The following is a 13,630-nucleotide window of genomic DNA, read 5'->3' on the forward strand; positions in this document are numbered from 1 at the left end:
ATTATTAAGTTTTTTGTCTTTCTTTTTTTAGCTGCTTTTTTACTTGTTTAATTGCTTTCTTATAGGTGGTTCGTTCATCGAGTTCAATGTCTTTATCACCATAACGAACCTTTTTATATGTTTTTGAAATAGGATTTCGTAACGATTCATCAATGTTTAAACCGTCTAACCAATCATCTACAGTTTGGTTAAATTTTCTACCAAATCCATCGTTTGCTAATGATATTTCTAGTTCATAAAAAAGCTTTCGGACTTCATTTTTTGTCGTGAATCTATTTCGAAATGCGGATAAAAAGGAGGGTGTTTTATGATCAACATCATAAAGTCTTTCATCCCTAAAGGATTGTAAATCTACTTCTTTTTGTTTTGACCTTTTGAACTTTCTTAAAATAAAAAATAGTGCTACTGCAATTAATATGCCTGCAATAATTGAGAATGGCATGTTCGAATATTCTGTTGCTAGTTCAAAAATACCACGTTCAGCCTGCTCTCCTTCAGCTGTCACATCAATAACCTGAGATTCTTCAGGAATCCAAAAATCAACATCTATGAAAGAGATTAAATATAATATTGGCATGGCAATTAATCCACCTAGCATAGCTAATAGCTGAAAAAATCTGCCTATTAAGCCTTCACCTAAAACGAAAATAAACCCAAGGAGGATAGATGCCCCTCCAATAACTCCAAGTATACCTCCAAGCCATTTAAGTTGATATTTTCTTTGGTCAGAGTTGTCTGTGGAATGAAAAGCAACGGAAATACTTTTAAGCCCCATAGTTAAAAGGAATTGTATAAAAACAACAATTAAAATTGCTGCTCTTACTTCTGGGTTTGGAAAGAACAAGTAGTGAAAAGCTCCAATTAATATAGTTATTAAGAAAAGAAGGAATTCATTAGCTTGATCATAGCCCTCATAGTAATAGACGGCCCGCCAAAACATGACGACTGATAAAAATAGTGCTACAAAAAAATCAATTCCCATGAAGTAACCAATACTAGTTATGGCAATGATACCAATGCCAGATAGAACGATAGAACGAGTTTTATATAGAATACCTCCATAAATAATTGCAGATGTAATAGCAACAAGGAGGAAAGGAAGAATGGATTGTACACCATCTAAAATTGCATAGAGTGGAAGGAGCAATACGTATAATAGCACCATTTCAACACTATAGCTATACCAACGAATAAATTCAATTTGCCAACGTTTCACTACTATGCCTCCCAACTGGAAAAAGCTGAGTTTGACCATTACTACTATCTATCCGATAAATATGAGATCTATTACGGTTCGACATTCTATAACTCTCGTCTATCTCTGGCGTATAAGTTCCAAAATGTATAATGTAAGGTGAGGTATTTTTCCCATTAAAAATCGTATAGAGTGTATTTTCAATTGGTACGATAACATTTGATTTCCTAATTCGACTTAGCATTTCCAAAGCCCTCATTAAATGAGCTTCCCCACTGCCAAGAGGTAAATATAGTCCAGTAGAAGACCCTGGGATTTTTACGTTAATATACATGTCAAAGGAGATTTGCTTTTTTGTAGCGAATTGACAGGCATATGCTGCAGAGCTTAATACTTCTTCTAAATTTTCTAAGGTTTGTCGATAAGGATTTTCATTTTTTATGTTTAAAACTAATGTATACTGGGACAATGTCATTTTTTCATACATTTTTGTTTGTAAACTTTGGGAACGGGCAGATGCCTTCCAATTTATTTGATTAAAGGGATCTCCAGTAGTGTAATCTCTATTCCCTGTCGTCATCATAACATCCTCATAATAGGAATAGCGTTGAGGCTTGTTCCCTTTTTGTTGTTGTATCATATTCTCTAATCCGATAATAGTTTGAGGTGTAGGGTAAACGATTGCTTCTCCTCGGTATTGTCCTTCATACGACAAGCGGACAAAATTCAATTTAAAGAAGTCATACAGCACAACCTCCATAGAACGGACTTGTGCAACTCCTCTTTTTTCGGCTTGAAGTGGTACAGTAAAATAACGACGTGTTGCTGGAGGAATAAATAAGTATCTTTCTTGGTTAGACAAGTATTTATTTTTTTCATCGTCTTCGAGTAACTTTACACATTCATCAGAATCATATAAAAATAGCAGCCATTTTGCGTTAAAAATAGGAAGCTTTCCCCGGTTTTCAAAAGGGATAGCTAGATTCACTTGATCTCCTATAAACATTTTTTTAACCACTGCTTCATTAGGAATTACTATATTTTTTGTAATGTAATTCAAATAAAGCTTATTAAACGTAATAAAAAGTATAAATAGAAAGGCAATACTATATAAGAATAGCTCATTTAGCGTTATTGCTAAAATAATGATCAATGGAAGGGTATAGCTAAGAAAATAATAAAGCTTGGAAAAGTGCTCTTCCTTTTTCCATTGCTTCATTTTTGAACAGCTCCTGACTCCACTGGAACGTCAATGCTGTTTAGGATTTCTTCAAAAATCTCTTCCTTTGTCCTTCTCATTGAGCTCTCCATCGTTAGTACGAGTCGGTGACTTAATACGAAAGGTGCTAGAAATTTAATATCCTCTGGAATGACATAATCTCGATCCTTTAAATAGGCTCTAGTTTGGATACTGTGCATTAGTGCAATGGTTCCCCTAGGGCTAACTCCTACATCAACATATTCTGAATCCCTCGTTGCATGAACGATTCGTAATAAATAGTTCTCCATAACGTCAGAGATAGTTACTTTTCGAACTTCAGCCTGCATTTCTTCAATTTCTTTTAAAGAAATAATAGATGACAAATGTTCAATTGGCTCTTGCTCTTTATACATTTTCATCATTTCTTGTTCTTCGGAAAATGTGGGATAGCCTACATTTATTTGCATCAAAAATCGATCCATTTGAGCCTCTGGTAAGGCAAATGTTCCTTGCTGAGATTCGATCGGGTTTTGCGTAGCAATAACTATAAAAGGTTTTGGTAATTGTAGCGTTTCTCCATCTATCGTCACTTGTCCTTCTTCCATAACCTCTAACAAACTAGACTGTGTACGAGGGGTAGCGCGATTAATTTCATCTGCTAAGAGAATATTTGTCATAACTGGTCCTGGTCTCATTTCAAATGCTTGTTCCTTTGGGTTGAAAAAATGTATTCCAGTAACATCGCTTGGAAGTACATCAGGGGTGAATTGGATTCTGCGAAATTTTCCTTCCATAAGCTTAGCTATCGTTTTGGCTAGCATTGTTTTTCCTGTTCCAGGTACATCCTCTAGTAAAATGTGACCTCTACTTAATAACGCTATTAGAACGAGCTCAGCTACTTTTTCTTTCCCTACTAGCACTTTACTGATTGAATTTTTTATTTCATGTAACATTTCTTGTTGCTTCAACATAATTACACTCCCTCATAAATTGATAATTTGTAAACAAGTTCCTTAGTGTAATCTCTTATTATTACGAATAACGAAAGAGTTCGGTTTCGATTTTATCATAATATTCTGTGATTTGCTTGTGGGTATAGCTACTCTGAAAATAGCTGTTATCGAACTTATCAATATTAGCAAATAAAGGTTAGGTTAATCATTCGTTCCATCCCACTTCGCTTTCACCACAAGGGTATAAGTGCGACATATCCTCTGCTTCACTACGTTCCGCAATCACAGTGTCTTCTTTACCGCGGGAGTCTCGTGGGATTCCACTCATTCCAATTGGATTAAAATTAATTTTCATACTTCATGGTGCATATTTTTTCACTTGTATCGAGGTCTACCCTGAAAATAAAGATTATTCTAATATGCAATTCCTTCTTGAACGGTATATCCTTGTTGTTCCAGTAAACCTACAATACTAGTATCACCAACTAAGTGCATAGCACCTACAACAACAAAATAAGTTTCTTCATTGTCACTTAAAAGAAATGCTTCAATTTTTTCTGCCATTTTTCTATCACGTTCGTCCATAAGTGCATACATATACTCGTGATAATCCTCTGGAGCAGATTCATCCACCTCTCTAAATTCAAGGAGTGCCTCTATGTTTCCAGTTATCCAAATATTCATCATTTCTTCCACTTCTGTATTCAATTCATCAAAGTTCGTAACAGTCTCTTCTAGCTGTTGAACTTGTGTATCCTCTGATAAAATCGTTGAAATAGTTAATTGGTCTTCATATGTTTCTAATCCAATAATTTCTATATCATTTTCTACAGCTTGGTTCATAAAGTACATATCAATTCCTTCATCAGAATCATATCCAGCTTCCAATGCAGCAGTCATCGTAAGTAAGTCTTGAACAATGAATGGCTTAAACATATTCAGTATTCCAGCACTATAGCCATGAGGTTCAAGTATAGAAACAAGTTCACCAAAGGTTTCGTCACCAACGACGCTATTTAGTGTTCTCCCATCAAGGTACATACCGATCTCCTGCATAAATTGTCCAACTTCCATTTCATTTATTTCTGTCATGTCAATCTCTACTGCTAAGTAATCTGCCCCTGAAAAGGCTTCTTCAATTGTTTCATGAAGGGGATATAATTCATCCATTCCAATATGAATGGAGCCTAACAAATAAACAGTATTACTCCCCTCCTCCAATTTATAAAAAACACCTTTTGATGGATCGTCAGTGATGTCTTCTTGGTTTACTGCTTCATTTGTGGCTGTACATCCCATAAGGATAAGAAACGTTAGGATTGTAAAAAAGAATGTATAATATTTTTTCATAAATAGAAGTCCCCCTTAACACCAGTTTAAATTAAATCTACTAAGCTAGTTTACCATAGACTACCTTTTCTTTAATTTCTATCCTGAATATTTGTTATCTCCTCCCTAATCTTGTTAAAATATACTATAAAATTTTATTAATTTTAGGAAATCTTTTAATATAGTATAGAAACATTGTTAGAATGAAAGAATGATAGAAGGATAGGTGGAATTCCCAATATTTACACATAGTATTGCTACGGGTAAAGGAGCATTACGTTTCAATTTATTTTTTTACATAACCGATCTTCTCAAAAGTCATGTTTAAGGGTTTAGGTGATAACATATGGATATATATACGATAACGGAAAAGGAAATAAAAAAGCTTTGTAATGAGTCCATATTACAGCGAGGAAAAAATTATTATTATCGAAGTGAAGTAGAAGATTTGTTTTTTGATGATAATAGTAGGAGTTTCACTGCAGTTGTACACGGATCAGCAATGTATGAAATTGATGTTTCTGTTAAAGCAAATGGGGAGATAATGGAATATGATTGTACATGCCCTGCTTATGAGAAGTATCCAGGTATATGTAAGCATATTGTTGCAGTACTTTTTGAAATAAAAAGTTATGGTGGGGAATCATTCTTAAATAAGGAAGAGACGATAGAATCTTCTTGGACAGATGAAAAATTGGAGATGACAAACGTAGTGGATTACTATGAAAGAACGAAGGCAAACAGCATTATAAAGTCTTTTCAACAAATATATTTAAAGAAACAAGAAACATATCATGATAGAGAAACCTTACGAGTGGAATATATATTAAAGCTAGAACCTAAGCTCTATTCACACCACACAGGTTCTATTGAGCTTGAAGTAAAAGTGGGTCCTCAACGCTTATACGTTGTAAAAGATTTAAAGGAGTTTCTTCGTGTTGTCCACGGGGAACAAACTTTGAAATTCGCAAAGCACTTTACGTATGATCCAGCGGACTATATATTTTCTGAGGAAGACGAAGCTATTTTAAGCTGGCTTTGGAGGTTATTTCATCTCCGTGATGATCATCGGAGCTATTCCTTTAGCTATTATCGTTCAAGTCGTAAGGAAGAAAAGAGATCATTGGATATTCCAGCTCCAGTTGTAATGGAGTTATTAGAAATGCTCCAATCACAATCAAGAGATGTGATTGTGGAAATAGAGGGGTATGAATACAAAGGCTTTGAAATTGTAGAGGGATCACTTCCCTTACAATTTTCAATTGGAAACTCTGATGAGCACGAAGGACAGTTTTATTTTAAATGGATCAATGATGAGGAAATTGGTTTTTTTGGTACAGATTACGAGGTGTTATTTTACCAAGGAAAGTTTTTTCAATTGGAGAAAGGCCAAGGGGAAGCGATTGAGCTGTTAATTGAGCATCTGACAAAGTATCATCCAGCAGAGATGACAATAACTCAAGATCAGCTAGAAAATTTTGCTTCTCTTGTTTTACCACAGCTCCAAAATGTTGGAGAAGTTGATGTGGTAGAGAATGTTCGGGAAAAAATCCATATGGCACCATTAAAGGGGAAGCTATATGTAGATTATGAGGATGATCGCTTAACTGCAGAGCTGCTCTTTCAATATGGTGAGGAGCAGTATTCACCTTTTGATCCACCACAACCTTTCAGTGGACGGGTGACTGTAAGGGATATGGAGAAGGAATATTTCTTACTATCTCATATAGAAAGGGTTCCCTTTAAGTATAATGGGCGTGAGTTATATTTAGAGGACTTTGATGAAATATTAGATTTTGTAATGGATGATCTACCCCTGTTTTCACAGTGGTTAGATGTTTTTGCTACATCGAGAGTAAAAGGTTTAGTTTATGATCCCCCTGATCGACCTTCCATTAAAGTAGAGGCAGATGAACGTCTAAATTTGTTAGATGTTGAGTTTCAGATGGATGGAATTGAGGAAGAAGAGATTGATCAAATTTTACAAGCACTGTTAGCGAATAAAAAGTATTATCGCTTATCAAGTGGTTCCTTCTTAAATTTAGAAAATGATGAGTTTCAGCAGATGAAGGGAATGCTTGAAGAGCTAGATATGTCTAGATCGGACATTCATCATCGTACAAAGGTGCCTATGATGAAGGCTTTTCAATTAACGGAAAACAACCATTTTGCTGTAAAAAAAGGGAAGACTCTTCGAAGCTTGCTAGAAAGAATGCTCCATCCAGAAGAAGTAGATGTAGTCGTACCAGAAACGTTAGATCCGATTCTCCGCGATTATCAAAAAATAGGCTTCAAATGGCTGAAAACATTGTCCTACTATGGTTTTGGTGGAATTTTAGCAGATGATATGGGCCTAGGGAAAACGTTGCAAATGATCACTTATTTAGTGGATCAGAAAAGAGAGGGCTTATTAGAAAAAACGTTAATCATTTGCCCATCTAGTCTTGTTTACAATTGGCAAAAGGAAATAGAACGTTTTGCACCAGAGCTTTCAGCAACTGTCGTTAGTGGTTCCATAGAGGAACGGAAGCAAGCTCTTGAGGAAACGAGTAACGTTGATATAGTTATTACGTCGTATCCACTTATTCGACGTGATGTTGACTTTTATAAAGATGAAGTATTTTCTACATTAATCTTAGATGAGGCCCAATACGTTAAGAATGATTGGACGAAAACATCGAGAGTAGTTAAAGGAATTCAGGCAAAACGAGTTTTTGCCTTAAGTGGAACACCAATTGAAAACTCCTTAAATGAATTGAATGCTATTTTTGATCTTGTTTTACCAGGGTTATTTAAAAATAAAGCGGCATTTAAAGCAATGGACCAGGAGAAAATAGCAAGAAGAATTCGTCCTTTTGTACTAAGACGTTTGAAAAAGGATGTACTAACAGAGCTTCCTGATAAGATGGAGTCCGTTCAGTATACGGAACTGACAGAAACGCAAAAGAAAGTATACTTAGCCCAATTAAGACTCATTCGTAGTGATGCAAAGGAAGCCATTGATTCACAGACGTTACAGGAAAATCGGATGAAAATTCTTGCTGGATTAACAAGACTACGGCAAATTTGCTGCCATCCATCCTTATTTATGAAGGAATACGATGGTGGTTCAGGTAAGATGGAACGTTTATTTGAATATTTAGAGGAGGCCATTGCATCTGGACGAAGAATCGTTTTATTTAGTCAATTTACACAAATGCTTGGATTAATTAAAGAACGCTTAAAGGTGTCGGGATGGGACTATCATTACCTAGACGGTTCCACACCTTCGCGAGAACGGGTCGATCTAGCTGAAAGGTTTAATAATGGTGAAAAAAATCTCTTCCTCATCTCTTTGAAAGCTGGTGGAACCGGACTAAACTTAACGGGTGGGGATACTGTAATCTTGTTTGATTCATGGTGGAATCCTGCAGTAGAGGAACAAGCAGCAGACCGTGTATATCGCTTCGGTCAAAAGAATGTGGTTCAAGTGACGAAGCTCATTACAACAGGAACGATTGAGGAAAAAATTCATAAGCTTCAGGAGCAAAAGCGAGAGCTTCTTGATCGGGTGATTCAACCTGGAGAAACGATGATTTCATCCTTAAGTAAAGAGGACATTGAAGAGCTATTAGAAATTTAATTTAAAGCTGTATTAAACTACTGAAGTTTAAAAGTGCAGTAAGCTGTGAAATCTTCACGTTATTAACATTTAGAAAAAGCAAAACGACTGCTGAACTGTGTTGTGTAAACATTTTGGCAGTCGTTTTATGAAGCAAAAGAATCTTTATGTGACAGCTCAAAAGAAGCTTCCTATCCCTTAATTATAATGGCTTTAAGCTTGGATTTTAAAAAAAACTATCATTTGCTGGCAAAGTGTGGTAGAGTAGAAAAGTTAAAAGAATTGCATGTAACTTCATATTGTATATAAATTACAAAAATGGAGTCTTTTTTATACGAATAAGAACATAAAATTTCGATTTTTTAGCTTATTCCATGTAGGAAGAATAAGCTTTTTTTATTGGATAAATAATAAGCGTAGTTAACATATAGAAACATTTATTAGGATGTTCAACATCGTATAGAAAATGCGATAAGTAAAGGAGAATAAAATTTGGCACTTTTTAATGAATTAAACATTGAACCATCAATAGTCAAAGCTATTGAAAAAATGGGTTTTGCTGAGACAACTCCCATTCAGGAAAAGGTAATTCCTATTGGAAAAGAAGGTAAGGATATTATTGGGCAAGCACAGACTGGTACGGGTAAAACTGTTGCTTTTGGAATTCCGTGTGTAGAGCAGGTAAACACAGATGAAAAGCATCCACAAGCATTAGTATTAACTCCTACAAGGGAGTTAGCAATTCAAGTATCTGAGGAGTTAAATAAACTTGGTCGATACAAAGGAATTCACTCGTTACCTATTTATGGAGGGCAAGAAATCCATAAACAAATTACTGCATTAAAGAAAAAGCCTCAAATTATTGTGGCTACACCTGGTCGCTACATGGACCATATGCGCAGAAAAACAATTCGACCTGAATATTTAAAGGTTGTTGTTTTAGACGAAGCGGATGAAATGCTTAGTATGGGCTTTATTGAGGACATTGAAACGATTCTTAAAGAAGTACCTGGAGAAAGACATACGATGTTATTTTCTGCAACAATGCCACCTCGTTTAAAGACCATTGCAGATCGTTTTATGAAAAATCCTGTCAATGTGGCAGTAAAAGCGAAACAATTGACTGTGGAAAATATTGAGCAGCGCTATATTGTTTCACCTGAGAAGGAAAAGTTCGATGTACTATGTAATTTACTAGATATGGAAACACCAGAGCTTGCTATTATCTTTGGGCGTACGAAGCGTCGAGTAGATGAATTAACGGAGTCCTTGAGTATCCGTGGATTCCGAGTAGAGGGTCTTCATGGAGACATGAAGCAGGAACGTCGTGACCAGGTTATTCGTAAGTTTAAGCGTGGAACTATTGAAGTAATGGTAGCTACAGACGTTGCAGCACGTGGATTAGATGTTAACGATGTTTCTCACGTTATTAACTTTGATTTACCTCAAGATTCAGAAAGTTATGTTCACCGTATTGGACGTACAGGTAGAGCTGGAAAGAAGGGTATTTCCTACAGTTTTGTTACACCTAAGGAAAAGGATCATCTTCTTTATATCGAGCAGAGCACGAAGAAAAAAATGAAGCAAGTTGATGCACCATCGTATGCAGATGCGTTGAGTGGAAGACATGACCAAGCTGTAAAGCAGTTGATGGATGCAGTAAATGATCCAGGAAATCATGAACTGACTGGTGAAGCGAAGAAGCTTTTATCTGAAAATGATCCTGTTATGTTAATTGCAGCAGCTCTTAAAATGGTAACGAAAGAACCTAGTAAAACACAGGTTAAAATCACTGGAGAAGCACCAGTACGTTCTAAACGAAAGCCACAAAGAGAATCAAGTGGTGGCCGTCGTAAGAAGGATCGTGGTACTGGAGGACCTTTAAGAGTAAATGCTAAAAAACGTTCTTCTAAAAAGGAACGAGATCGTGTAGGTACTGGTGGTGGTGCCGGTTCTGGTCGTGGAGGATCAGGACACAGCGGTGGACGTGACGAGAGAAGAAGTCGTAAAAAGCGATAGTACCGAGTTAAATTCAAGTAGTGAAAAAGAAAAAACCTTTAGGCATTTTTAATATTAAATGTCTAAAGGTTTTTATTTTTGTTGCGATCGATGGGAGAAATTAATATATGGGATGTGTATTTATTTTTCGCTAAAATAAAACTGTCCGCCTTCATCCATTGTTAATAAGAAGACATCTTCAACATTTTTAACACCATGTTTCATGATTTGGTCATTTAGCCAAGATATAGTGCCAACCTTGTTTAAATTGGCGTGTATGATCCGCCCATCAAGTATCAATACCTTTGGATATCCAGTAGGAGAAGGAGTTTTTAACATATCTTTAGGTGTTAATGACTGATATTCACTTTTCTTAATAACACTAATTTGACCATTTGCTTCCAGGATAGCATAGTCAACTTCATTTATAGAAGCACTCATAAGTCGTAGATCCATCATTAAGGATTCAACGGTTACTTTTGCCTTTGCCATTTGATTGTGCAAGACTTTACCCTTTTCAATTAGTATAATTGGTTCATCTTCAATAACCCTTCGAAATCGAGGGGTCTTTAAGGCTAAGTATGATAACCCTAAATGAAAACCACCTATTAGTGCTGCTGCAGCTAAAGGCCCACCTAGAGGGATTTCACCACTTGATAGAGGCTCCCCAAGAACATCACCAATAATGACACCAAAAATAAAATCGATTGGGTTAATAGATCCCATAGAACGTTGTCCTAAAATTTTTATTAAAATAAAAACGTATACATAAATAATAGTAGCTCGAATTAAAAAGCCGTAAATAGGAAGATCCTCAGCACCAGACCAAAACTCAAACATAGATTTTCACCTTTCTTTTCTGAAGTAATAAAATGACCATTGGAATTCATACTATCGGATAATAAAGATTAGCTATTTATATTCCATTTATGTATATAGAGAAGAACTCAAGCCTTCATCTTGAGTCCTCCATTGAATAACTTAGCTTTGATTAAATTGCGGTTCTTCTTCTAAAATTTGTTGGTAGCGACCTTCTAATTGAGTTGTAATATTTTTCTGTTGTTGAGCTAATTGCTCAAACAATTGTTTAGCTTGTTGGTTTTCTGTTTCTAATGAAAATTGTGTTAAACTAGCTTGTACACTTTGAGCAGATGCAATTGCCTGTTGAACTTGTGTTTTAACGGTCATGGATCAGATCTCCTTATGTTTAATAAAAAGCTACGATTATATGATTTCCATATTTGAAAATTATATTGTGTAAATTTTATTGGAATTAAATAGGGGATGCGTATTTTAGCATAACCGTGAAACCCCTTATTGATTAGCATGTATGCATAGTATTTGGAAAATAATAGAGAATTATTAATGTTTATTGAAAATGCTCATTTTGCTCATAGCTCAAAAAGGAGCTAGTTAACTTAATATGTTAAAGAGTCAAAATATAAAGGTTAGTGCTGTGATCAAGAAAGAGTTTTTATATTTAAATGGAAATAAGTTGCTGATTCACTAGGACCAAAACAAGCTAGCCTCTAAAACCTCAAACACCCTAAATACAAAAAGAGAGGAAGTCTAGTTTTGACTAGACTTCCTTTCTGTAATAATGTATTTCATTGGAATCTGAAATGAGTGTCCACTACTTTAGCACCCTTATATTTTTTAATGCTATTCCCAAGCTTTATTTAATTCTTTTGCTGCAATAGCAGGTGCTTCCGCACTTGAAATTGCAGATATTACTGATAATCCATCTGCTTTTCCTGCTACAACCTCTGAAGCGTTGTTTATTGAAATACCGCCGATAGCTACAATCGGTGCTTCGATGCCCAATTCACGAAGCTCAGCAATAAACTGCGGTCCACATACTTCACTTGTATCCGTTTTTGAGGTAGTTGGAAAAACTGGTCCAACCCCTAAATAATCAGCACCAGCTTCTAACGCAGCTTTGGCTTCTTCAAAATTATGTGCAGAAACCCCAAGAATACGGTCTCCAATTTTTTTTCTTATCTCTTCTACATTACCATCTTCTTGACCGATATGTACGCCATCTGCATCTAATTTTAATGCTAGTTCCACATCATCATTCATGATAAATGGTATTCCATTATTTTTACAAATAGTTATTAATTCCAAACCTAACTGTTCTTTTTCTATCCCAACAAATGCTGAAGAGCCTTTTTCACGATATTGAAAAAGTGTAATTCCTCCATCTATTGCTTGTTGAAGGACTGATGGAAGAGATATAGTTACATTGGTACTTCCTGCAATAAAGTAAACTTTCAGCATATTTCTTATTGCTTGTGCAGAGACTCTTGCCATGTTTTTCCCTCCGAACCTTGATTTTTAAATAGTCCATATGCTCCGTGGTGAGTTGGTCCATGTCCGCCGCCAATATTTAAGGAGTGCAGTATAGCAAAATGAATAAATTCCTTAGCGTTTCGAATTGCTTCGAGTAATGTACAGCCTTTTGCTAATTCTGCTGTCACTGCAGAGGCAAAGGAGCAGCCAGTACCGTGTGTATTTTTCGTATCAACTCTTGGATATTCGAAATAATGATAATTTTTCCCGTCAAAGTAAAGATCGATTGTATTGTTATTATCTGCATCATGCCCACCTTTAATGACAACACTATCTACACCCATTGATAAGAAATCTTGGGCAGCTTTTTTTCGATCATCTATCGTTGTTATTTTCCGTCTGGTAATTGCTTCTGCCTCGGGTATGTTTGGAGTTGCAACGGTAGCTAAAGGGAGAAGTTCATCAATTAAAGCATTCGTTGAATTCTCTGTTAATAAAGAAGCACCACCTTTTGCTATCATCACGGGATCAACCACAACGTTTTTCCATTTATAAAAACGAATTTTTTCAGCAACAACACGAATTCTATCTTCATCAAAAAGCATCCCAGTTTTTACAGCATCTACACCAATATCCTCCGCAACAGAAGTAATTTGTTGACGTAGCCCTTCCACATCAACTGGATATACACCTTGAACACCTAATGTGTTCTGAGCTGTGATAGCCGTAATTGCAGACATACCAAATACTTTTAATTCCTGGAAGGTTTTTAAATCTGCTTGTATTCCTGCCCCTCCGCCACTGTCTGATCCAGCTATTGTTAATGCTCTTGCTATCATGTTTCGTTCACCCTTTCAAATAATAATAGTTAATTATAATAAAGTGTTTTTTTGTATTTATTAAACGTTTACTTTTCACACGCTGGAGTCGCCGAATTTCGCTTCTGAACGTTTCTATTTTACGGGTAGGCCGCATATGCAAGTGTAGGCTTGCACCATGTGGAATGAAAATCTATTTCTAAGGTACATTCCCTTCCCGTATTTGTGATCTTCCGCCGTTTG

Annotated in this window: 10 protein-coding genes; 2 read left to right on the top strand and 8 right to left on the bottom strand. The window is 35.8% G+C overall.

Annotated elements, in window-relative coordinates; all coding sequences use genetic code 11:
- Positions 1-4: 4 nt before the first annotated feature.
- The 4 genes from QA612_RS00965 to QA612_RS00980 all read right to left on the bottom strand — a co-directional run bounded on the left by QA612_RS00965 (position 5) and on the right by QA612_RS00980 (position 4,699).
- Positions 5-1,216, bottom strand: coding sequence for a hypothetical protein (locus QA612_RS00965; protein ID WP_278281859.1), 1,212 nt, complete (start codon positions 1,214-1,216; stop codon positions 5-7).
- Positions 1,197-2,414 carry a DUF58 domain-containing protein gene (locus QA612_RS00970; RefSeq protein WP_278281860.1) on the bottom strand — a complete coding sequence of 406 codons (1,218 nt, stop codon included), beginning with the start codon at positions 2,412-2,414 and terminating at the stop codon, positions 1,197-1,199. The genes QA612_RS00965 and QA612_RS00970 overlap by 20 nt, the downstream gene beginning before the upstream one ends.
- Positions 2,411-3,349, bottom strand: a complete 939-nt coding sequence (locus QA612_RS00975; protein ID WP_278282108.1) for an AAA family ATPase — start codon at positions 3,347-3,349, stop codon at positions 2,411-2,413. The genes QA612_RS00970 and QA612_RS00975 overlap by 4 nt, the downstream gene beginning before the upstream one ends.
- Positions 3,350-3,763: 414 nt before the next feature.
- Entirely contained in the window at positions 3,764-4,699 is a 936-nt protein-coding gene (locus QA612_RS00980; protein ID WP_278281861.1) for a TraB/GumN family protein, read from the bottom strand.
- Between the two features lie 325 nt (positions 4,700-5,024).
- Here QA612_RS00980 and QA612_RS00985 point away from each other — a divergent pair, with 325 nt between their 5' ends.
- Both QA612_RS00985 and cshA read left to right on the top strand, forming a co-directional pair.
- A complete protein-coding gene (locus tag QA612_RS00985; RefSeq protein ID WP_278281862.1) occupies positions 5,025-8,300 on the top strand; it encodes a DEAD/DEAH box helicase in 3,276 nt (1,091 codons plus the stop codon).
- A 471-nt stretch (positions 8,301-8,771) separates the two neighbouring features.
- Positions 8,772-10,298, top strand: a complete 1,527-nt coding sequence (cshA, locus tag QA612_RS00990; RefSeq protein ID WP_278281863.1) for a degradosome RNA helicase CshA — start codon at positions 8,772-8,774, stop codon at positions 10,296-10,298.
- A gap of 120 nt (positions 10,299-10,418) precedes the next feature.
- On the opposite strand, the gene QA612_RS00995 is transcribed toward cshA, so the two are convergent.
- The 4 genes from QA612_RS00995 to thiD form a co-directional block, all read right to left on the bottom strand.
- Complete coding sequence (locus QA612_RS00995) at positions 10,419-11,117, bottom strand: DUF421 domain-containing protein (protein ID WP_278281864.1); 699 nt, start codon at positions 11,115-11,117, stop codon at positions 10,419-10,421.
- A 141-nt stretch (positions 11,118-11,258) separates the two neighbouring features.
- The gene (locus QA612_RS01000; protein ID WP_278281865.1) at positions 11,259-11,465 is read right to left on the bottom strand and encodes a DUF1657 domain-containing protein; all 207 of its coding nucleotides are present in this window, start codon (positions 11,463-11,465) and stop codon (positions 11,259-11,261) included.
- Between the two features lie 474 nt (positions 11,466-11,939).
- On the bottom strand, positions 11,940-12,590 hold the full coding sequence (gene thiE, locus QA612_RS01005) for a thiamine phosphate synthase (protein WP_278281866.1): 651 nt from the start codon (positions 12,588-12,590) through the stop codon (positions 11,940-11,942).
- Positions 12,563-13,408 carry a bifunctional hydroxymethylpyrimidine kinase/phosphomethylpyrimidine kinase gene (thiD, locus tag QA612_RS01010; RefSeq protein ID WP_278281867.1) on the bottom strand — a complete coding sequence of 282 codons (846 nt, stop codon included), beginning with the start codon at positions 13,406-13,408 and terminating at the stop codon, positions 12,563-12,565. Before thiD ends, thiE begins: the two co-directional genes overlap by 28 nt.
- Positions 13,409-13,630 lie beyond the last annotated feature (222 nt).

It is taken from the genome of Evansella sp. AB-P1 (assembly GCF_029688925.1).
Classification (GTDB): Bacteria; Bacillota; Bacilli; order Bacillales; family Salisediminibacteriaceae; genus Evansella.

Coding starts and splice junctions, on each gene's coding strand:
- QA612_RS00970 (WP_278281860.1), bottom strand. CDS start 2,414: ATGAAGCAATGGAAAAAGGAAGAGCACTTTTCCAAGCTTTATTATTTT.
- QA612_RS00975 (WP_278282108.1), bottom strand. CDS start 3,349: ATGTTACATGAAATAAAAAATTCAATCAGTAAAGTGCTAGTAGGGAAA.
- QA612_RS00980 (WP_278281861.1), bottom strand. CDS start 4,699: ATGAAAAAATATTATACATTCTTTTTTACAATCCTAACGTTTCTTATC.
- QA612_RS00985 (WP_278281862.1), top strand. CDS start 5,025: ATGGATATATATACGATAACGGAAAAGGAAATAAAAAAGCTTTGTAAT.
- QA612_RS00995 (WP_278281864.1), bottom strand. CDS start 11,117: ATGTTTGAGTTTTGGTCTGGTGCTGAGGATCTTCCTATTTACGGCTTT.
- QA612_RS01000 (WP_278281865.1), bottom strand. CDS start 11,465: ATGACCGTTAAAACACAAGTTCAACAGGCAATTGCATCTGCTCAAAGT.
- thiE (WP_278281866.1), bottom strand. CDS start 12,590: ATGGCAAGAGTCTCTGCACAAGCAATAAGAAATATGCTGAAAGTTTAC.
- thiD (WP_278281867.1), bottom strand. CDS start 13,408: ATGATAGCAAGAGCATTAACAATAGCTGGATCAGACAGTGGCGGAGGG.